The organism is Kitasatospora sp. NPDC089913, from assembly GCF_044748625.1.
Lineage (GTDB): Bacteria > Actinomycetota > Actinomycetes > Streptomycetales > Streptomycetaceae > Kitasatospora.
Window position 1 is genome coordinate 90,041 of record NZ_JBIVGI010000012.1, and the last position, 18,900, is coordinate 108,940.

20 protein-coding genes are annotated in these 18,900 nt (G+C 75.2%); 8 read left to right on the forward strand and 12 right to left on the reverse strand.

Going from position 1 to position 18,900, the window contains the following annotated elements; genetic code table 11:
• The 7 genes from ACIPYS_RS19940 to ACIPYS_RS19970 all read right to left on the reverse strand — a co-directional run bounded on the left by ACIPYS_RS19940 (position 1) and on the right by ACIPYS_RS19970 (position 6,986).
• Entirely contained in the window at positions 1 to 1,263 is a 1,263-nt protein-coding gene (locus ACIPYS_RS19940; protein ID WP_093858907.1) for a beta-ketoacyl synthase, read from the reverse strand.
• Positions 1,260 to 2,906, reverse strand: a complete 1,647-nt coding sequence (locus ACIPYS_RS19945; RefSeq protein ID WP_400747636.1) for a class I adenylate-forming enzyme family protein — start codon at positions 2,904 to 2,906, stop codon at positions 1,260 to 1,262. Before ACIPYS_RS19945 ends, ACIPYS_RS19940 begins: the two co-directional genes overlap by 4 nt.
• A gap of 149 nt (positions 2,907 to 3,055) precedes the next feature.
• A complete protein-coding gene (locus ACIPYS_RS19950) occupies positions 3,056 to 3,616 on the reverse strand; it encodes a hypothetical protein (protein ID WP_400747638.1) in 561 nt (186 codons plus the stop codon).
• Entirely contained in the window at positions 3,613 to 4,734 is a 1,122-nt protein-coding gene (locus tag ACIPYS_RS19955; protein ID WP_400747640.1) for a beta-ketoacyl-[acyl-carrier-protein] synthase family protein, read from the reverse strand. Before ACIPYS_RS19955 ends, ACIPYS_RS19950 begins: the two co-directional genes overlap by 4 nt.
• Entirely contained in the window at positions 4,731 to 5,060 is a 330-nt protein-coding gene (locus ACIPYS_RS19960) for an acyl carrier protein (protein ID WP_197698719.1), read from the reverse strand. The genes ACIPYS_RS19955 and ACIPYS_RS19960 overlap by 4 nt, the downstream gene beginning before the upstream one ends.
• Complete coding sequence (locus ACIPYS_RS19965) at positions 5,057 to 5,332, reverse strand: acyl carrier protein (protein WP_030393194.1); 276 nt, start codon at positions 5,330 to 5,332, stop codon at positions 5,057 to 5,059. Before ACIPYS_RS19965 ends, ACIPYS_RS19960 begins: the two co-directional genes overlap by 4 nt.
• Before the next feature lie 223 nt (positions 5,333 to 5,555).
• On the reverse strand, positions 5,556 to 6,986 hold the full coding sequence (locus tag ACIPYS_RS19970) for a class I adenylate-forming enzyme family protein (protein WP_400747806.1): 1,431 nt from the start codon (positions 6,984 to 6,986) through the stop codon (positions 5,556 to 5,558).
• Positions 6,987 to 7,191: 205 nt separating this feature from the next.
• Between ACIPYS_RS19970 and ACIPYS_RS19975 the strand changes: the two genes are divergently transcribed.
• The 4 genes from ACIPYS_RS19975 to ACIPYS_RS19990 all read left to right on the forward strand — a co-directional run bounded on the left by ACIPYS_RS19975 (position 7,192) and on the right by ACIPYS_RS19990 (position 11,586).
• A complete protein-coding gene (locus tag ACIPYS_RS19975; RefSeq protein WP_231978299.1) occupies positions 7,192 to 8,277 on the forward strand; it encodes an alpha-hydroxy acid oxidase in 1,086 nt (361 codons plus the stop codon).
• Between the two features lie 94 nt (positions 8,278 to 8,371).
• A complete protein-coding gene (locus ACIPYS_RS19980) occupies positions 8,372 to 9,145 on the forward strand; it encodes a methyltransferase domain-containing protein (protein ID WP_093858902.1) in 774 nt (257 codons plus the stop codon).
• Between the two features lie 135 nt (positions 9,146 to 9,280).
• Positions 9,281 to 10,222 carry an alpha/beta hydrolase gene (locus ACIPYS_RS19985; protein WP_093858901.1) on the forward strand — a complete coding sequence of 314 codons (942 nt, stop codon included), beginning with the start codon at positions 9,281 to 9,283 and terminating at the stop codon, positions 10,220 to 10,222.
• A complete protein-coding gene (locus ACIPYS_RS19990; RefSeq protein ID WP_400747643.1) occupies positions 10,219 to 11,586 on the forward strand; it encodes a PLP-dependent aminotransferase family protein in 1,368 nt (455 codons plus the stop codon). The genes ACIPYS_RS19985 and ACIPYS_RS19990 overlap by 4 nt, the downstream gene beginning before the upstream one ends.
• A 98-nt stretch (positions 11,587 to 11,684) precedes the next feature.
• On the opposite strand, the gene ACIPYS_RS19995 is transcribed toward ACIPYS_RS19990, so the two are convergent.
• The 5 genes from ACIPYS_RS19995 to ACIPYS_RS20015 all read right to left on the reverse strand — a co-directional run bounded on the left by ACIPYS_RS19995 (position 11,685) and on the right by ACIPYS_RS20015 (position 15,720).
• Positions 11,685 to 12,122, reverse strand: coding sequence for a hypothetical protein (locus tag ACIPYS_RS19995; protein WP_400747644.1), 438 nt, complete (start codon positions 12,120 to 12,122; stop codon positions 11,685 to 11,687).
• A gap of 243 nt (positions 12,123 to 12,365) precedes the next feature.
• Positions 12,366 to 13,130, reverse strand: coding sequence for an ABC transporter permease (locus ACIPYS_RS20000; protein ID WP_093858899.1), 765 nt, complete (start codon positions 13,128 to 13,130; stop codon positions 12,366 to 12,368).
• 32 nt (positions 13,131 to 13,162) lie between these two features.
• Positions 13,163 to 14,128 carry an ATP-binding cassette domain-containing protein gene (locus ACIPYS_RS20005; protein ID WP_400747647.1) on the reverse strand — a complete coding sequence of 322 codons (966 nt, stop codon included), beginning with the start codon at positions 14,126 to 14,128 and terminating at the stop codon, positions 13,163 to 13,165.
• A 114-nt stretch (positions 14,129 to 14,242) separates the two neighbouring features.
• The gene (locus ACIPYS_RS20010; protein ID WP_093858897.1) at positions 14,243 to 15,424 is read right to left on the reverse strand and encodes a glycosyltransferase; all 1,182 of its coding nucleotides are present in this window, start codon (positions 15,422 to 15,424) and stop codon (positions 14,243 to 14,245) included.
• Complete coding sequence (locus tag ACIPYS_RS20015) at positions 15,421 to 15,720, reverse strand: hypothetical protein (RefSeq protein WP_093858896.1); 300 nt, start codon at positions 15,718 to 15,720, stop codon at positions 15,421 to 15,423. Before ACIPYS_RS20015 ends, ACIPYS_RS20010 begins: the two co-directional genes overlap by 4 nt.
• Positions 15,721 to 15,866: 146 nt before the next feature.
• Between ACIPYS_RS20015 and ACIPYS_RS20020 the strand changes: the two genes are divergently transcribed.
• The 4 genes from ACIPYS_RS20020 to ACIPYS_RS20035 all read left to right on the forward strand — a co-directional run bounded on the left by ACIPYS_RS20020 (position 15,867) and on the right by ACIPYS_RS20035 (position 18,852).
• Positions 15,867 to 16,799 carry a 3-oxoacyl-[acyl-carrier-protein] synthase III C-terminal domain-containing protein gene (locus tag ACIPYS_RS20020; protein ID WP_400747650.1) on the forward strand — a complete coding sequence of 311 codons (933 nt, stop codon included), beginning with the start codon at positions 15,867 to 15,869 and terminating at the stop codon, positions 16,797 to 16,799.
• A gap of 119 nt (positions 16,800 to 16,918) precedes the next feature.
• The gene (locus ACIPYS_RS20025) at positions 16,919 to 17,209 is read left to right on the forward strand and encodes an acyl carrier protein (RefSeq protein WP_093858894.1); all 291 of its coding nucleotides are present in this window, start codon (positions 16,919 to 16,921) and stop codon (positions 17,207 to 17,209) included.
• A gap of 3 nt (positions 17,210 to 17,212) precedes the next feature.
• Positions 17,213 to 18,025 (forward strand): hypothetical protein, encoded by an 813-nt coding sequence (locus ACIPYS_RS20030; RefSeq protein WP_400747652.1) that lies wholly within the window; start codon positions 17,213 to 17,215, stop codon positions 18,023 to 18,025.
• 134 nt (positions 18,026 to 18,159) lie between these two features.
• The gene (locus tag ACIPYS_RS20035) at positions 18,160 to 18,852 is read left to right on the forward strand and encodes a 4'-phosphopantetheinyl transferase family protein (RefSeq protein WP_400747654.1); all 693 of its coding nucleotides are present in this window, start codon (positions 18,160 to 18,162) and stop codon (positions 18,850 to 18,852) included.
• Positions 18,853 to 18,900 lie beyond the last annotated feature (48 nt).

Genomic DNA, 18,900 nt, shown 5'->3' on the forward strand with positions numbered 1-18,900 from the left:
TCAGCGGAGGGACGGGGTGGAGGCGGGCTCGAAGACCAGGCTGAGGTTGTGCCCGCCGAAGGCGAAGGCGTTGCTCAGGGCCGCGGTGAGCGGGCCGGTGCGGGCCGCGCCCCGGACGTGGTCCAGGTCGCAGGCCGGGTCCGGCTCGTTGAGGTTGACGGTCGGTGGCAGCGTCCCCCGGGCCACCGCCAGGGCGGTGACCGCTGCCTCCAACGCGCCTGCGGCGCCCAGCAGATGACCGGTTGCTCCCTTGGTGGAGCTGACTGCGGGGGTGTGTCCGCCGAAGACGGCCCGCAGGGCGGCGGTCTCGGCGACGTCGCCGAGCTTGGTGCCGGTGCCGTGGGCGTTGACGTAGCCGATGTCGGACGGGCCCAGCCCCGCGTTGGCGAGGGCGGAGCGCATCGCGTCGGCGGCGCCCGCGCCGTCGGGGCGCGGCATGGTCGGGTGGTGCGCGTCGGTGGAGGCACCCCAGCCGGTGAGTTCGGCGTAACCGGCGGCGCCGCGGGCGGCGGCGTGCTCGGGGCTCTCCAGGATCAGTACCGCGCTGCCCTCGCCCAGGACGAAGCCGTTGCGGCGGCTGTCGAACGGCCGGCTGGCCTGCCCGGGGTCGTCCCAGCCGGAGGCCAGGGCACGGGCGTTGGTGAACGCGGCGGCGATGGTGGGGTGCAGCGAGGACTCGGTGCCGCCGCACACCACCACGTCGGCGTCGCCGGAGCGGATCAGGCGCAGGCCCTCGGCGACGGCCTGGGCGCCGGCCGCGCAGGCGGTGACGATGGCCGTGCTGAAGCCGCGGATGCCGTGCTTGATGGCGATCCGGGCGGTGGCCATGTTGGAGAGCATGCCCGGCAGCAGATAGGGGCTGACGCCGGGGCGGCCGCGTTCCGTGCGCCGCTGAGACTGCTGCTCGAAGGTCTCCAGGCCTCCGCCGCCGGTGGCCAGCACCACGGCGGTGCGGTGCGGGTCGGCGTCCCGGCCGACGACCAGACCGGCGTCGGCCAGGGCGTCGTCGGCGGCCGCCAGGGCGAGCAGCACGAAGCGGTCCACGCAGCGGGTCTCGGTGGGCGGCAGCACCTCGCGGCCGTCGATCGCCGGGGCGATGCCGGCGGCGTTCAGCCAGCCGTGGGCGGCGTGGCCCTCGGGGACGGCGCGGATGCCGGAGCGGCCCGCGGTGAGGGCGTCGAAGACCTCGGCGGGCTTGCGGCCGAGCGGGGTGACCAGGCCGATGCCGGTGACCACGGCGCCCGGGCGGCGTCCGGCGCTCATCGGGCGGCCACCGCGGCGGCGACGGGCGCGGCGGCGACCGAGTCGAGGTAGCGCTGCCGCAGCAGCACCTTGCGGACCTTGCCGGTCGGGCCGAGCGGGATGTCGTCCCCGCCGACCACGAGCACCTGTCGGACGGTGGCCGCGGCGGCGGAGTCCAGGGCGGCGGTGACGCTCGCGGTGCGGTCGGCGTCCGGGTCGGCGCCGGCGGCGAGGACCAGCAGCACATCGGTGACCACCCGGTCGCCGTCGCGCACCGCGACCACGGTGCAGTCCAGCACGTCGGGGTGGGCGGCCAGCACCCGTTCCTCCGACATGGCGGTGAACAGCCGCTTGCCGTCGCCGAGTTCGACCGAGTCGACGGCCCGGTCGACGTGGTAGTAGTAGCCCTCCTCGTCCCGGTACATGAGGTCGCCGGTGAGGAAGCGGCCGCGGAGCCGGGTGCGGTAGGTGGTGGCCGAGTCGTTCCAGTAGCCGAGCGCCAGGGTCGGTGAGGTGGTGGCGAGTTCGCCGACCTCGCCGGGGCCGAGCGGCTCGCCGTCCGGGCCGACCAGCTCGCAGTCGACGAACGCGTGCGGGCGGCCGACGCAGCGGCCGTAGCGCTCGGTGCCGGGTCCGTGGGTGATGAAGAAGTGCGAGTGGCCCATCTCGGTGGAGCCGAGGCCGTCCACGAACAGCGATCCCGGCACCCTGACCCGGCCCTCGCGGGTCACCGACTCACGGCTGCCGGCGGCGACGAGGCGGCGGATGTGCACCTCGTGGGCGCAGTCGCCGGTGTTCCACCAGAGTGCGACGGAGTCCAACTGCCTGGCGGTGAGGTCGTGGTGGGCGAGCTCGGCCCAGGTGGCGGCGAAGCCGACCACACCGCTGGGGCGCCACTGCTCGATCGCGTCCAGCACTCCGGCGCCGGACTGGCTGGAGAGCACGGCGAGTTGGGTGTGCGAGGCGAGCGAGAGGTTGACCGCGATCAGGGTGGCGGCGTGCGGGGCGGGCAGCGCGCTGAGCATCCGCTCCTGTCCCTGCGGGCGGGGCAGCCGGGCGCGGTGGCGGATCGCCGCGTAGAGGCTCGCGTGCGAGTGGACGACGGCCTTGGGGAGGCCGGTGGTGCCGGAGGAGTGGGTGATCGCCACCGGGTCGTCGGCCGAGTGCCGGTAGGGCGCGGGGGCGGCCGCGGGGTCGCCGGCGCCGAGCGTCGCGATCTCCGGCAGCGCGGGGGCGCCGGTCTCGTGGCCGGCCAGTGCGGCCAGGTGCGGCGGGTCGGCGAGGACGCCGACCGGGCCGAGCTTGGCGATGTAGCGGGCGGCCCGCTCACCGTCCAGGTTGGGGTTGAGCAGCGCGGGGATGGCGCCGATCCGGGCCAGCGCGAGGAAGGCGAGGACCTGGTCGGCGGCGTCGCCGGCGTACACCACGACCGGGTCGCGGCGGCCGATGCCGAGGGCGTGCAGGGCGGCGGCCCGGGCCCGGACGGCGCGGTCCAGCTCGGTGAGGGTCAGCGGGTGCCAGGCGGGGTGGTCGTCGACCGGGGTGTCGAAGGTCAGCAGCGGCTCGTCGAGGCCGAGGCCGAGTTCGACGCGGCGGGTGAGGACGTTGCCGGCGCCGACGGCCGGGTCGTCCGCCAGCAGGGTGCGGATACTGCGGATGCTCACGGGGTGGATCCCTCCCGAGGTGCGGGCGTGCGGGCGTGCTGCGGCGGGACGCGGCGGGCGGGGGACCGCTCGTGCCGCTGGGTGCGCAGGGGGTGGGGCGGGGCGTTCGGCGGGTTCGGGTCGGTGCTCCGGTCGGTTCGAGATCCGGGTCAGGCGGTGGTGACCAGCAGGGCCACCGCCCGGTCGGGGCGGTCGGTGCGGTCGGTGCCGCGGTCGTGGGCGTCGTCGTCGGCGCCGTCGTCGGCCTGCTCGGCGGCGATGACGAGCACCTGGTCGGCGTCGCCGTCGGCGAGCAGCAGTTCCGCCAGGTCCAGCGCGTCCTGGGGGACCCGTCCGGGCGGCGGGGGCTGGCGCGGGCAGATCGCCACCACCGGGCCGGTCAGGCCCCAGCGGGCGGCGATGTGGCCGAGCACGGCGTTCGGGTTGGACTGGAAGAACAGCAGCGGGGGCATCCGCCGGGCGGTGTCGGCGGCGGCCTCCTCGATGGCCCGGGCGGTGGCGAGGTCGCCGCTCGCGCTGGCCAGCAGCAGTGCCGTCCGGCCGGGCGCGGGGGCGGTGCCGTGCCGGGCCCGCAGGCAGCGCTCGGCGGTCTCGGCCACCAGCGGGTTGAAGCTGGACGCGGAGAAGCCCGGCAGCGGCGGCAGTTGCTCGGGTCCGTCGGCCTCGGGGTCGGGCCAGGCGGCCTCGGCGAGGATGCGCAGCGCGGTCATCGGGCGGCCACCAGGAGTGCGGTGTTGGCGCCGCCGAAGGCGGAGTTGAGGGTGAGCGCGTAGCGCGGCCGGGCGGTACGCGGACCGTCCAGGACGAGGTCCAGGCCGATGTCCGGGTCCGGGCCCAGCCAGCCGGCGTTGACCGGCAGCAGGCCGTCGGTCAACGCGCCGATGGTGACGACGAGTTCGAGCAGTGCCGAGGCCTCCAGCGCGTGGCCGTGCACGGCCTTGCTGGAGCTGACCGGCAGTCGGTCGGTGTGCCGGCCGAAGACCCGCCGCAGGGCGAGGGCCTCGGCGTGGTCGGAGAGGGTCGAGCCGGTGCCGTTGGCGTTGACGTAGTCGACCTCCTCCGGCGCGATCCCGGCCCGGCCGAGCGCGGCCTCGATCGCCCGGGCCACGCCGTCGCCCTCGGGTTCGGGGCGGCAGACGTGGTGGGCGTCGCCGGCCCGGCCCCAGCCGGCCAGCCGGGCCAGCACGGGGGCGCCGCGCCGTTCGGCCTCCGGCTCGGCCTCGACCAGCACGGCGACCGCCGCGTCACCGAGCAGGGTGCCGCTGCGGCCGGTGCTGAACGGGCGCAGCTCGCCGTCCCGGGCGAGGGCCCGGCCGGCGTCGAAAGCGGCGAAGACGCCCGGTTCGACCAGGTGTCCGGCGGCGACCAGGACCCGGTCCCGACGTCCGGTGGCGACCAGCCGGGCGGCGTCCGCGACGGCCGTTCCGGCGGCCACGCAGGCGCCGGTGTAGGCGCGCAGCACCCCCGGGCCGCCCCAGCGGGCGGTGGTCCCGGCGGAGACCTCGGCCAGGGCCGTCCTGGTGTGCCGGTCGCTGTGGAGGGCGAGCAGCACGGGCGGGCCGCCGTCGGGACCGGCCGGGTCCAGGCCGGCCCCTCGGCAGGCCTGGCCGACGGCGGCGAGCACCGCGTCGGCGAGCGGACGCGGCTCGGGCAGCAGCGCGGCGCGGGTGGTGCGGCGGGCGGAGACGTCGAACCGGGTGACCGGGCCGAACGCGGCCTTGCCGTGCACGACGGCCTCGGCCAGCGCGGTGGTCCCGTCGCCGGCGGCGCTGAGCACGCCGACGCCGGTCACCACGGGCCGGACGGCGGTCGGGGCGTGGCGGTTCATGGCCGCGCGGCTCCCGCGGTGACGGCGGCGTCGGCGGCGTCGGTGCGGTCCGGGCCGGCGCTGTCGGAGGGCGCGGCGGAAGTACCGCCGCCGGCCGCGAGGACGGCCGCGCGGAACACCGCGACGGCGTCGTCCACCGTCCGGACGGCCTCGAACGCCTCGTCGTCCAGATCCGGCTCGATGCCGTAGCGCTGCTCGAACTCGGCTATCAGCCAGGTGAGTTCGAGCGAGCCGAGTTCGTCGGGCACGTCCTCGGCGGCGCGCTGCCCGAACGCCGCGAGCATCTCCAGGACCTCGGCCCGGTCGGGGCGGGCGAGGTCGGTCACGCCGGGCTGCCCGAGGTGGCGGTGGCGGCGGTGATCCGGGCCTCGACGTCGGCGGTGAACTGGTCGAGCGTCATCAGCGCGGTGGTCTCCATCTCGTCGAGGTCGAACTTGACCCCGAACTCGTCCTCGACCTGGACGGAGAGGTCGGCGAGGGCGAGCGACTCCAGGTCCAGGCCGGCCGGCCCGAGGTCGGTGTCGCCGGTGACGCCCTCGACGTCGTACTGCATCTCGGCCAGTGCGGCGAGGACGAACGCGCGGATGCGGTCCTGCATGGTGTGCTCCTTGTGCCCGGGCGCAGGCGGTGCGCACGGGGTCGTCGGGGAGGGGAAAGCCGTCCTTCGGGGCGGACCCGGGTGCCCGCGGGCAGGTTCTGGCTGCCCGTCGGGGAATCCCGCCCGGCCCTTCCGGGTGGTTCGTGGCGGCCGGGACGCGAGGTCCCGCCCGGTGGCGTGGGTCGGCGTGCGGGCGGGCGCGCCGGGTCGCGGCGCGCCCGCCTCAGCCGGCGGCGGCGCGCAGGGCGGCCGGGTCGCGCAGCAGTTTGCCGGTGGCGGTACGGGGGAGCTGGGGGAGGAAGGCGAGCCGGCGCGGCCGCTTGTAGGCGGCCAGCTGCCGGGCGAGCCCGTCCTGGACGAGCGCCCGGTCGGCGCCGTCCTCGGCGGAGAGGTAGGCCTCGATCGCGCCCTCGTCGAAGACCACGACGGCCTCCCGGACGTGGGGGAGCGCGGCGAGGGTCTGCTCGACCTCGGTGAGGTCGACCTTGAGGCCGCCGATCGAGACCTGCGAGTCCCGGCGGCCGAGTACGGTGACCCGGCCGGTGCCGGGGTCGAGGGTGGCGGCGTCACGGGTGTGCAGCCAGCCGTCCGCCCAGCGGGTCGGGTCGTCGAGCCCCGGGTAGGGGGAGGCGGCGGTGCGCAGCCGCAGTTCGCCGTCGACGAGCCGCAGTTCCATGCCGTGCACGGGCTGCTTGGCCGGGTGCAGGGTGCCGTCCAGGTCGGTGGCGATCACCCCGAGCTCGGTCATCCCGTACATGGTGCCGAGCGGCACGCCGTAGCGGGCGGTGAAGGTCTCGGACAGGCCGGGCCGGACCAGTTCGCCGGCGACCACCATGCGCCGCAGCTGCGGGAGTTCCGGCGGATCGCTCGCGCCGGCCAGCAGTTCGGCGTGGAACGGCACCCCGATCACGGTGGTCGGGCGGTCGTCGGCGGCGACCGTGCCGAGGATGCCGGCCGCCGTCATCCGGTCCGGGACGGTGAGCGGCGCGCGCGCGTGCAGACTGTTGAGCAGCCCGCCGACCAGGCCGAGCACGTGCACCACCGAGGACAGCAGGACCACCCGCTCGCCCTCGCCGGGGAACGTCACCAGCCTCCGGTAGCAGTCGAGTTCGCGGATCAGGTCGCTCGCGGTGCGGGCGATCACCTTGGCCGGTCCGGTCGAGCCCGAGCTGAGCTGGACCAGCGCGTGGCCGGTCCCGGCGGGGCGGCCGTCGGGCCGCTGCACGGCCACCGGGTCGACCACGGAGTAGCCGCGCAGGGCGGACGCCGCGGGCCGCCCGGCGGAGCCGACCAGCACCTGCGGGCGCAGCCGGGCGACCGCCTGCTCGACCTCGTGCTCGGTCAGCCGGTGGTCGAGCAGTGCCACCTGGGCCCCCAGCCGCCAGGCGGCCAGGAGCACGGCGACGAAGCCCAGCGAGGGCGGCAGCCGCAGGGCGGCGGTGCCGCCCGGGCCGAGCCCGGCCGAGGCCAGTCGTTCGGCCTGCTCGGCGACCAGCGCGCGCAGGGCGTCGCGGTCGACGGGTGTGCCGAAGCGGAGGCACTCCTCACCCCCGGGTCCGGCCAGCAGCACCCGGTCGACCCAGTCGGCGGGAGCATCGGCGTGCGGGGGTGAGAAGGGCGCCGGTGAAGAAGAGGAAAAGCCGGTCAACGCCACTCCACACGTGAGGAGATTTGTCATGGACACTTGGTCGCTACTTTCCCGGGCCGTGGCCGACACCAGGCAATACGTCCAATTCCGTTGCCAGACGATTGCACAGACGATTGGTCAAATCAAGGTCTATACCAATCAGGTCCAGACCTCCTACGCTGCCGATCCGTGGGCCGGTCCGAACGCGGCCGGTCCGGGAACGAGGACGCCCGTGGCACCACTTGGACTGGCCGGGATCGAACGCGCGGCCCGCGATCAACTTCCCCCGGAAATCTGGGACTTCGTCGAAGGCGGCAGTGGTGCGGAACGCACCGCGGCGGCGAACCGGGAAATGTTCGGACGCCATGCGTTCCGCCCGCGCGCGCTCGTCGACGTCTCCGAGTGCGCCCAGGCGGTCGACCTGCTCGGCGCAACGCTGCGCCTCCCGGTGGGAATTGCCCCGATGGCCTACCACCGGTTGGTCCATCCGGACGGGGAAACAGCGACCGCCCGGGCGGCCGGAAAGGCCGGTGCGCTGCTCGTCGCCGGAATCTTCGCCAGCCGCACCCTGGAGGACATCGCCGAGGCCGCCACCGGCCCGCTCTGGCTCCAGCTCTACTGGCTGCGCCGCCGGGAAGCCCTCGCCGCCCTGGTCGAACGCGCCGAGGCGGCCGGATACCGGGCCCTGCTGCTCACCGTCGACGCCCCCCGGATCGGCCGCCGGCTGCGCGACCTGCGCAACGGCTTCGCCGTCCCGCCCGAGATCCGCGCGGTGAACCTCGACCCCGCCCTGATGGCCGCCAGCCACCGCGCGAGCCGGGGCAGTTCGGGCATCGCCGAGCACGCCAGGGAGCAGTTCGACCCCACCCTGACCTGGGCCGACCTCGCCTGGCTCCGCGAACGCAGCCGGCTGCCGCTGGTCCTCAAGGGCGTGCTGACCGCCGAGGACGCCCGCCGCGCCGCCGACCACGGGGTGGACGCGGTCGTGGTCTCCAACCACGGCGGCCGCCAGCTCGACGGCGTGCTGCCCGCCCTCGCCGCACTGCCCGAGGTCGTCGACGCCCTGCCGCCGCACATCCCGGCACTGCTCGACGGCGGGGTCCGGAGCGGCGCCGACATCGCCGTCGCGCTCGCCCTGGGCGCCCGCGCCGTCCTGGTCGGCCGACCGGTGTTCTGGGGCCTGGCCACCGGCGGCGAGGCCGGCGTAGGACAGGTCCTCGACCTGCTGCGCGACGAACTGGACCACACCATGGCCCTGTTGGGCCGCCCCTCGGTCGCGGACCTGGACCGCACCGCCCTCGCCCCCTGGCCGCTCTGACGGTGCGTGCATCGATCGCCCCCGACCCGCTGGCCACCGCCCCGACCGCCACCCCGACTTCCGTCCCCACCGCCGCGACCGAAAGAGCGAGACCATGAACAGACAGGACGCCTTCCCCGGCTGGGACTGGGAGGACCCCGACGGCCTGGCCGAGCAGCTCGACCGCTTCAGCGCCGACGTCGCCACCTGCCGCAGCCTCGAACCGGCCGACGGCGGGCTCCCGTTCGACCACCAGGACTTCACCGCCCTCGGCCTCACCGGCATCGAGTTCGCCGCCTTCAGGACCGCCCACCCGGGCGGCCTCGGCAGCGACCTCACCGCGCTCCGCGGTCCCGGCACCGTCACCGAGCCGGGCACGCTCTACCGGGTCGACGGTGACCGCTGGTTCACCCAGCTCGACATCTCCCGCCCGCTGCCCTTCGCCGACGCCAGCGTCGACTGGGTGTACGGGGAGCACCTGATCGAGCACGTCACCATGCCGGTGGCGATCGGCTGGCTGCGCGAGGCCCGGCGGGTCCTGCGCCCCGGCGGCGTCCTGCGCGTCACCACTCCTGACCTGGCCCGCTACCTGAACGGCTACGCGACGGGCGACGGCTTCCTCGCCAAGCACCACCGCCGGCTCAGCACCATGGGCTTCGGCCCGCCGATGCCGAAGCGCCCGGCGTTCCTGGTCAACCAGATCTTCCGCTACTACGGCCACCAGTGGATCTACGATCTGGACGAACTGCGGTACGTCCTCACCGAGGCCGGCTTCGAGGAGGCGCGGATCCGCCACTGCGCCTACCGCGAGGGCGTCCGCGCCGACGTCGCCGACCTGGACACCGCCTTCCGCACCGACGAGACCATCTACGTCGAGGCCGACCGCTGACCCGACGGCCGCCACGGCCGCCGAACCGAGGCCGTCCCGGCTGCCGACCCGACCGACGGCTGCCGACCCGACCGCCGGCCGCCCACCCGACCGCCGGCCGCCGCCACGGCCGGACCGCCGTCCCGAGGAACCCCGATGCCCCTGCACCCCCAGGCCCAGGCCCTGCGCGACCGCCGCGCGAGCGCCGGAACACCCCCGCTCTACCGGCTCACCGTGGCCGAGGCCCGCGCCGCCGACCTCGCCGACATCCGTGCCGCCGCGGGCACGCCCGAGCCGGTCGAGGCCGTCGAGGAGCACCTCCTCGCCGGCCCCGGCGGCGAGCTCACGCTCCGGCTCTACCGGCCCGCACCGCCCGCCGACGGCGGCCGCCCGCCCGTCCTGCTCTACCTGTTCGGCGGCGGCTGGACCCTCGGCTCGCCCGACACCAGCGACGCGATCTGCCGCGCGCTGACCAACGCCGTCGGCTGCGCCACCGCCTCCGTCGGCTACCGGCTGGCCCCCGAACACCCCTTCCCCGCCGCCGTCCAGGACTGCGCCGCCGCGGCGGACTGGCTCGCCGCCCACGGGGAGGAACTGGGCCTCGATACCGGGCGCCTCGCCGTCGCCGGTGACAGCGCGGGCGGCAACCTGGCCGCCGTCCTCGCCCTGCTCGCCCGCGACCGGGGCGGCCCCGCGCTGCGCCACCAGTTGCTCGTCTACCCCAACACCGACGCCCGCGCCGACACCCCGTCGCTGCGCGAGCACGACGACCCGGCGCTGTTCAACCGCCGCTCGGTCGCCTGGTACTGGGGCAACTACCTGGCCGACCCGGCCGACGGCGACCACCCGCACGCCTCCCCGCTGCGGGCCCCGGACCTGACCGGACTGCCGCCCGCCACCGTCGTCACCGCCGAGTACGACCCGCTGCGCGACGAGGGCGAGCAGTACGCCGAGGCGCTGCGCGCGGCCGGGGTCCCGGTGGAGCTCCGCCGCTGGGAGGGCATGCCGCACGGCTTCTTCGCCATGACCGGCACCCTGGACGGCGCCGCCGAGGCCCAGGCGTACGCGGCCGCGCGGTTGCGCGAGGCCCTCGCGTGAGCGCCCCGGCCGTCCCGGCCGCTCCCGCCGCTCCGTCCGGTGCGGCCGCCACCGGTCCCGTCACGCTTCCGCTCGCGGAACTGCACGGCTCGCTCGCGGACCCGCTGCTGGACGCGATGACCTTCCTGAACGAGGTCACCACCCGCTACCCGCAGGCGATCTCCTTCGCCCCGGGCCGCCCCTACGAGGGCTTCTTCGAGCCCGAGGACGTCCCCGCCTACCTGGACGCCTACCTCGACCACCTGGCGGCCACCGGCCTGGACCGCGACGTGATCCGCACCACGCTGTTCCAGTACGGCCCGACCAAGGGCATCATCAACGACCTCGTCGCCCGCACCCTGGCCCACGACGAGGGCCTCACCGTGGCGCCCGAGGCGCTGGTGCTGACCGTCGGCGCCCAGGAGGGCATGCTGCTGACGCTGCGGGCGCTCTGCGCGGGCCCCGACGACGTCCTGCTGGTCAGTTCGCCCTGCTACGTCGGGGTCACCGGGGCGGCCCGGCTGCTCGACCTGACCACGGTGCCGGTCCCCGAGGGCCCGGAGGGCGGGCCGGACCCGGCGGCCGTCCGCGCCGCCGCCCGGGAGGTCCGCGCCACCGGCCGGCGTCCGCGCGCGCTGTACGTGGTGCCGGACTTCGCCAACCCCTCCGGCACCTCGATGCCGGTGGCCGCCAGGGCCCGGCTGCTGGAGACGGCCGCCGAGGAGGGCCTGCTGGTCGTCGAGGACAATCCGTACGGGTTCTTCGCCCGGGACATCGGCGCCAGGCCCACCCTGAAGGCGCTCGACCGCGACCGCCGGGTGGTCTACCTGGGCTCCTTCGCCAAGACCTGCTTCCCCGGCGCGCGGCTCGGCTATCTGGTCGCCGACCAGAAGGTGACCGGTCCGGGCGGCCGCCGCACCCTGCTGGCCGACGAGATCGCCAAGCTGAAGAGCATGACGACGGTCAACACCCCGGCCCTCAGCCAGGCGGTGATCGGGGGGATGCTGCTGACCCACGACTGCCGGCTGCGGGCCGCCAACGCCCCGGCGACGGCCCACTACGCGGCCGCCATGGGGGCGTTGCTGACCGAGCTGGAGCGGCAGCTCCCGGCCGCCGAGCGGGACCGCCTGGGCGTGTCGTGGAACGTGCCGGAGGGTGGGTTCTTCGCCGTGCTCACGGTGGGATTCGCGGCCGACGAAGCGGCGATGGAGCGCTGTGCGCGGGACTACGGCGTGCTGTGGACGCCGATGGCGCCGTTCTACCCCGCCGGGGGCGGGGAGCGGCGGTTGCGGCTCTCCATCAGCTCGTTGACGCCCGAGCGGATCGCGGAGGGCGTGGCCCGGCTGGCGGGCTTCCTGCGGGCCGGAGCCGGGACGGCGGGGTAGCCCGCGACCGGCGCACGACGGAACGGCGGTGCCCCTTCGTGCAAGGGGCACCGCCGTTCCGTCGTGCGCGCGGGCGGGGTCCGGCGGAGCGTCGGGCCTCAGTGGCCCTGGACGGCCCGGGGGTCGCTCGCCGCAGCCTTGGCGGGCGGCTTCGCGGCGACGGCCTTCGTCGGGGGCTTGGCGGCGATCGCCTTGACGGGGGGCTTCGCGGGGACGGCCTTCGTCGGGGGCTTGGCGGCGATCGCCTTGACGGGCGGCTTGGCGGCCGTGGCCTTGACCGGCGGCTTCGCGGCGACGGCCTTGACGGGCGGCTTGGCGGCGATCTTCATCGGCGGCTTAGCGGCCACGGCGTCGGGAGCGACCTCGGCCACCGCCGCCGGCCGGGCCTCGGCGGCCTTGATCGGCGGCTTCGCGGCGGCCGGGCCCGCGGTGAGCAGGCCGACCACCGGCAGCGCGGCGATGGCCCCGCCCGCGATGGCCAGGCGGGTGCCGCGGCGCCGGGCGGAGGCCGGGGTGTTCTCGGACCGGGGGCTCATTCGGATTCCTCCTGACGAACGGACGATCGACCGGTCCCGACGATAGGGCCGTGGCCTCCGACCCCACAACCGCTCGTCGCCCGAACCGTGTTGACGGGGCGGAACGCGGAGCAGAACCCGGGCGGAATGCGGAGGCCGGAACACGGCGGCGGGAACGCGGAGGCCGGAAGGCGGGCCGACCGGATCCCCTCCGGCCCGGCCCGCCCGCCTCCCGTCCGACCGCCCGTCCGGGGGCCGTCCCCCTCAGCGCACCCGGGTCGAGAACAGCCGGGCCGACCAGTACACGGCCGCCACCGTCATCACGGCGACCACCAGCAGCCCCTGCCAGACCACGTTGTCCCCGACATGGCCCGAGAACAGCGCGCGCATGCCCTCCACGGCCCAGTAGAAGGGGTTCCACTTGGCCATGGTCTGCAGCCACATCGGCGCCAGCGCCAGCGGCAGCAGCACCCCCGAGAGCAGCGCGATCGGCTGGGCGAGGGTGTTCACCACCGGCGCCATCGCCTCGTCGGCCGGCAGCACCAGCGCGATCCCGTACGAGATCGCCGAGGTCATCAGCGCGAGCAGGCCCATCAGCAGGAAGGCCAGCACCAGGTTCAGCGGGCCGACCCGCAGGCCGAACGGCAGTGCGATGAGCGTGATGATCACCGCCTGGACGAGCAGCGCCACGGTCTCCCGCAGTGCCCGGCCGAGCAGCAGCGCGAGCCGGCTGACCGGGGTCACCCGGGCCCGTTCGATGATGCCGGCCTTGAGTTCGCCGAGCAGGCTGAAGCCGGTGTACAGACCGCCGAAGATGCACAGCACCGCCAACAGGCCCGGCACGTAGATCTGGTAGGCCTCGGCATAGGTGGTCGCGCCCATCGGCGCCAGCACCTGCTTGAGCAGTGGTGCGAACAGCAGCAGGTAGAAGATCGGCTGGATCACGCCGACGGCGATCCAGACCGGGGTTCGCCACATCAGCAGCAGCTGGCGCTGGAAGACCAGCCAGGTGTCGCGGGCGAGCTTCATCGGAGCCCCTCCTCGGGGTTCGGAGGTGAGGGTCAGGACTGGTCGATGGAGCGGCCCGTGCGGGCCAGGAACACGTCGTCCAGGCTCGGGCGCTGCAGCTGGACCGTGCCGGTGGTGACACCCGCCCCGTCGAGGGCGCGCAGCAGGTGCGGGACGGCGGCCGCGCCGTCGTCCAGGTAGAGCCGCAGACCGTCCTCGCCGCGCAGTTCCAGCCGGTGCAGTTCCGGCAGGCCGGGCTGCTCGCGCAGGGCCTTGGCGGCGCGCTCGGCCTCACCGGTGTCGAGGCCGACGAGGACGACGTCACCGGATATCTCGCGCTTGAGCGTCTCCGGTGTGCCCTCGGCGACGATGCCGCCGTGGTCGACGATGGAGACCCGGTCGCAGAGCGCGTCGGCCTCGTCGAGGTAGTGCGTGGTGACGACGACGGTCATGCCCTCGTCGCGCAGCCGCCGGATCTCGGTCCAGACGTGGCCCCGGCTGGCCGGGTCGAGGCCCACCGTGGGCTCGTCCAGGAACAGCACCTTGGGCGAGTGGATGACACCGAGCGCGATGTCCACCCGGCGGCGCTGGCCGCCGGAGTAGGTGCGGCACGGCCGGTCGGCGAACTCGGTGAGTTCGAAGGCCTCGAGTGCCTCGCCGGCGCGGCGGACCGCCTGGGCCTTGCCGGTGCCGTGCATCCGCGCCTGCATCACGAGTTCCTCGCGCGCGGTGACGGCGTCGGTGGTGCCGCCGCCCTGGGCGACGTATCCGATCCGGCGGCGGACCTCGGCGGGATCGGCGAACAGGTCGGCCCCGGCGATCCGGGCCTCGCCGCCGTCGGGGCGGATCAGGGTGGCGAGCATCCGCAGGGTGGTGGTCTTCCCGGCGCCGTTGGGGCCGAGGAAGCCGAAGATCTCACCCGGAGCGACGTCCAGGTCGATGCCTCGGACGGCGTCCACGGGGGGCTGGCCGCGTTTCTTGGAGGGGTAGGACTTGCTGAGCCCCTTGGTCTCGATCAACCAGAACTCCCGTGCGGGGTGGGGTTGCCGGGGCGCCGGAAGGCGGCGCGCGGGACACCTGGGAAGTGGTGCTGCGGGCCACCCTAGGGGTTCCGGCACCCCGGAAACAATGGCCTAGACCAATGGATTGGCCCGAGGGGCACCCGGTGTGACCAGTGCCTCCACCCGGTCGGCGGCCGCCGCGGCCCCGCCGCCGGCGAGCAGTCCCGCCCCGACCCGGGCGGCCGCCGACCGGTACCCGGGCTCCTCCAGCACGCTCCGCAGCGCTGCTGCCAGGTGATCCGGCGTCACCCGGGCGAACGGTACCCGCAGACCCGCCCCGGCGGCCGCCACCTGCGCCGCGACGAACGGCTGGTCGTGCCGGATCGGTGCCGTGACCAGCGGAAGTCCGTGCACCAGGGCCTCGCCGACGGTGTTCATCCCGCCGTGGCACAGCACGGCGTCCAGCGCCCCGCGCCGCATCAGTTCCAGCACCGGTGCCCGGTCCACCGCCACCGCGTGGCCGGGCAGTTCCGGCAGCAGCCCGTCGGGCGCCGCGAACACCGGCTGCACGTCCGGCCCGCACAGCTCGAGTGCCCGCACCGCCCGGGCCAGGAAGTCCGCGCCGAGCTCGCCGGACAGGGTGCCCATGGTGACCAGGACGCGGCGCCGTTCGGGCAGCAGCCGCTCCCAGGGGAAGGCCGGATCGGCCGGCCGGTCCGTCAGCACCGGTCCGACGGCCGCACAGTGCGGGGCAACGGGCTCGGGGCCGGTCAGCGCCGGACCGGTGAAGGCGAGCACCAGCGCGGGGGAGAAGCGCGGGTCGACGTACTCCTCCTCGGGCAGTCCGGCCCGCCGCCACAGGCCCTGGAGCAGGCCGGTCATCCACTCCTCCAGCAGCGGCAGCCCCCGGAACGGCCGCCCCAGCTCCATCGCCCCCGGCGCCAGCGTGCCCCAGGGCAGCCGGTGCCGGTGCGCCACCAGCGCCCCGGCCGGGGTGTGCTGGTCCACCAGCAGCGCGTCCGGCCGGTACTCCCGCACCGCCGCGTCCAGCGCCTTGGTGGTGAACCGCGCGTACGGGACGATGAAGCCCTCCCACAGCGAGCGGACGGCGGCCAGCCCGTGCCCGCCCTGGGCCCGGAACGCCCGGGTGCCGGTGCCGAACACGGTCGCGTCCGGCCCGAGCAGCGGCCGCAGCGCCGACTCGGTGCCGGTCCAGGCCACCTCGTGGCCGCGCGCCACCAGTTCCCGGGCCAGGCCCACGGTCGGATTGACGTGTCCGGTCAACGGCGGGACCACCAGCAGGAAGCGGCTCATCGGGCGTCCTCCGCGGGCAGCAGCCGCTCGACGTCGGCGACGGTGAGGGCCTCCAGCGCCGCCAGGTCCAGTCCGGCCCGCAGCGCGGCGAGGTCCACCGAGGGGCCGAAGCTCCGGCGCAGACCCTCGTGCAGTGCGGCGAGCTCGGTCTCGTCGAGCAGCAGGTCCCCGTCCAGCCGGGACTGCCCGGTCACACCGGCGGCCCAGCCCGGCGGCGCCTGTGCGGCCTCCACCAGCAGTGCGACCAGGGCCGGACGGACCGGCGGTACGGGGACGGGACGTTCACGATCGTTCATCTGGGACTCCACCGGCTCGACGACGCGGGGGCGGGGGACGGCGGCGCTCGGCCTGCGCGTTCCGTGGGGTGAGCTGTGCGGACTGTGTGCCGCAACCGCCCGAGATCACTTGTGCGGACCCGTCGGGCGTGGGAATACTAGCCCGCGTGACCGCACTGGAGGCAGTGGCCGTCCACCTCCCCCACCACATCGTGCCCATCGAGGCAGTGGGCGAGCGTCTGGGCCTGACCCCACGTCAACTTCGACTCTTCCGCCGCTTCCACGGCCTGGACCAGCTGCGGCTGGACCCGGACGGGAGGCTGTCCGACCTGCTCGGCGCCGCCGTCGACGCCCTTCCGGAGCTGCGCGGACGCGAACGGGACGTCCGTTTCGTGATCCACGCGCGCAGCATGCCGGTGGCCGTGCCGTACCCGCTCAACCCCCTGCACGACCTGCTCCCGCGCTACGGCCTGGGCCACGCCCAGGCCTTCACCGTGACCCACCATGCCTGCGCCGTCGGCCTGCTGGCCGTCGACCTGGCCGGGCGCCTGCTCGCCGGTGAGGGCGATCCGCGGGCGCTGGCCCTGGTGCTCACGGGGGAGAAGACCTTCACCAAGGACGCCCAGGTGGTGCCCGAGACCGGGATCTTCGCCGAGGGCGCGGCCGCCTGTCTGGTCAGCGCCGACGGCGAGCACGACCGGGTGCTGTCCTACGCGGTGCGCCAGCGGCCCGAGTTCGACGGCCGGCTGGCCGAGGACCCGGATCTGCTCGCCCGCTACCAGCGGGAGTACCCGGACGTGATGGTCGAGGCGATCGAGGCCGCCCTCGACCAGGCAGGTCTGGACCTCTCCGAGCTGGCGCTGGTGCTCCCGCACAACGTCAACCAGGCGTCCTGGCGCACGATCGCGCGCCGGATCGGCTTCCCGATCGGGAAGGTGGTGCTGGACAACGTGACGTCGGTGGGGCACAGTTTCGCTGCGGACGGCCTCATCAACCTGCACACCGCCACCACGCGGGGGCTGCTCGAGCGGGGCGACCGCTACCTCGTCGCGGCCGCCGGTATCGGAGCGACCTTCTCCGCCATGGTCGTCGAGCACTGAGGCCGGACGACCGACCCGCCGTCGGTCCGTCCTCCCCCGGTCCTTGTCCTCTTCCCCCGGGCGCCGGCCCTCCGGCCGCTCCGCCCCACTCCACCACGCACGACGGGACGGTCCCATCCATGTCCGACCAAGTGGTCCAGACCACCGACGCCGAGCTGCGCGTCCGGATCCTGCACAGCCTCGGCGAGCTGATCCCGCGCGTCCTGAAGCGGGACCCGTTCGAGATCCCCGAGAACGCCTGCCTCTTCGACGACCTCGGCCTCACCTCGGCCGGCACCATCGAGCTGATCCTCGAGGTCGAGGAGGCGCTCGACATCCAGGTCGACGTCGAGCAGATCACCGAGGACGACCTGCGCTCGGTCACCAACCTGGCCGACTACGTCGCCGCGCACATCATCGCCGAGGACTGACCGATGTCCGCCGCCCCGGGTCTCACCCGGGTGCTGACGCGGTACGCCGACGGCCGCTCCGAACTCTCCCTCGACCCCGACCTCCGGGTCTTCGTCACCGACCTGGTCCGCCCCTACGGCCTGCCGCTGCGCGAGGACCTGCTGGCCGAAGGGGCCGGACACGCGTACGAGGAACTGGCCGCCGGCCTGCTCGCCGAGGCTCTCGGGCCGGACGAACCGGCGGACGTGCTGATCCAGGCCTTCGACTCGCCGGACGTCCGGCCCGGCGCACCCACCTCGCTCGCGCTCAGCCGCTCCTGCGCGGGAACGCCCACCGCGCTCGCGCTCTGCGACCAGGGCACCGCCGGGGCGTTCGCCGCGCTGCGCGCCGCGCTCGCGTACCAGCGGACCGGCGTCGCCCGGCGTGCGGTGGTCGTCCTCGCCGAGCAGACCACCCTGCACCATCTGCCGCCCGAACCGGTCACGCTGCCGGACCGCCACTGCGCCGTCGTCCTGGTCTGCGAGACCTTGCCCGGCGAGGAGCTGACGGTCCGTCAGGACAGTGGTGCGACGGCCGAGTCGGCCGCCGAGGAGGTCCGCCGGCAGGCGAAGGAGCTGGGGGAGGAGGCCGTCGTGCTGCTCGCCGCCGGGCTGGAGGTGCCCGGTCCGGACGTCGTCCGCACCCCCGCCGGCCAGCCGTTCACCGGACTCTGGTCGGTGCTCGCCGACCGGTTGCCCGGCTGGCGGTCCGAGCGGCGACCCGTGCTGCTGGCCGACCTCGACCCGAGGCTCGGCGTGCTCTCCACCCTGACCCTGCGCGCGGGTCCGCCGTCGTGACCGGTTCCGGTGCGGCCCCGGCCGGTACCGGTCCCACTGCTCCTGCGCACTTCGTCGTTCCCGGTGCTCCGGTCGTTCCCGGTGCTTCCAGTGCTTGCGGTGCTTCCGGTACTGCCGGTGCTCCGGTCGTCCCGGTGCTCCGCGCCGACCTGGTCGACGTGTGGCTGATCCCCACCGACCAGCCCGAGCCGGTGGTCCGCGCCCTGTACGGTCTGCTCGACCCGGCCGAACGCGCCCGCGCGGACGGTCCGGACCGGCGCTTCGGGCGGCGCTTCACCGTCGCCCACGGCGCGGTGCGCCTGCTCGCCGGTGCCCGGCTCGGCCGCGACCCCGCGCGGCTGGCCTGGCACTACGGCCCGCACGGCAAGCCCGGGATCGACGGGCTCGCCGTCAACCACTCCGCCTCCGGCGCGCTGGCGGCCGTCGCCCTCACCGAGGGGCGCGCCGTCGGGGTGGACGTCGAGGAGGTCCGGGACGTGCGGGTCGCGCTGCGGATGACCCGGCGCTGGTTCCCGCCCGCCGAGGCCGAGTCGGTCGCCGCCGACCCGGACCCGGCCGGGCGCTTCACCGTGCTCTGGTGCCGCCGCGAGGCGTGCGTCAAGGCTTACGGCGGGCGGCTGGTCCAGGGCTTCGGGCTGCCGCTGGACGGGCCGTCGCCGCTGCTGCTCGCCGATCCCGGAACGCTCGGCGCCGGCCCCTGCCGGATCGAGGACGTACCCGCGCCCGGCCGGTTCCGGGCCGCGGTGGCCGCCGTCGGCGCCGACCCGTGCAGCGTCCGCGCCAGGATCTGGGCTCCGACCAACTCCCCTGGTCTGACAGGTACTTGACGAAACATCAGAAATTTGCGTGCCCCGCCGGTATCCCAGGTTTCTGGT

Coding starts and splice junctions, on each gene's coding strand:
- ACIPYS_RS19940 (WP_093858907.1), bottom strand. CDS start 1,263: ATGAGCGCCGGACGCCGCCCGGGCGCCGTGGTCACCGGCATCGGCCTG.
- ACIPYS_RS19950 (WP_400747638.1), bottom strand. CDS start 3,616: ATGACCGCGCTGCGCATCCTCGCCGAGGCCGCCTGGCCCGACCCCGAG.
- ACIPYS_RS19955 (WP_400747640.1), bottom strand. CDS start 4,734: ATGAACCGCCACGCCCCGACCGCCGTCCGGCCCGTGGTGACCGGCGTC.
- ACIPYS_RS19965 (WP_030393194.1), bottom strand. CDS start 5,332: ATGCAGGACCGCATCCGCGCGTTCGTCCTCGCCGCACTGGCCGAGATG.
- ACIPYS_RS19980 (WP_093858902.1), top strand. CDS start 8,372: ATGAACAGACAGGACGCCTTCCCCGGCTGGGACTGGGAGGACCCCGAC.
- ACIPYS_RS19985 (WP_093858901.1), top strand. CDS start 9,281: ATGCCCCTGCACCCCCAGGCCCAGGCCCTGCGCGACCGCCGCGCGAGC.
- ACIPYS_RS19995 (WP_400747644.1), bottom strand. CDS start 12,122: ATGAGCCCCCGGTCCGAGAACACCCCGGCCTCCGCCCGGCGCCGCGGC.
- ACIPYS_RS20000 (WP_093858899.1), bottom strand. CDS start 13,130: ATGAAGCTCGCCCGCGACACCTGGCTGGTCTTCCAGCGCCAGCTGCTG.
- ACIPYS_RS20010 (WP_093858897.1), bottom strand. CDS start 15,424: ATGAGCCGCTTCCTGCTGGTGGTCCCGCCGTTGACCGGACACGTCAAT.
- ACIPYS_RS20015 (WP_093858896.1), bottom strand. CDS start 15,720: ATGAACGATCGTGAACGTCCCGTCCCCGTACCGCCGGTCCGTCCGGCC.
- ACIPYS_RS20025 (WP_093858894.1), top strand. CDS start 16,919: ATGTCCGACCAAGTGGTCCAGACCACCGACGCCGAGCTGCGCGTCCGG.
- ACIPYS_RS20030 (WP_400747652.1), top strand. CDS start 17,213: ATGTCCGCCGCCCCGGGTCTCACCCGGGTGCTGACGCGGTACGCCGAC.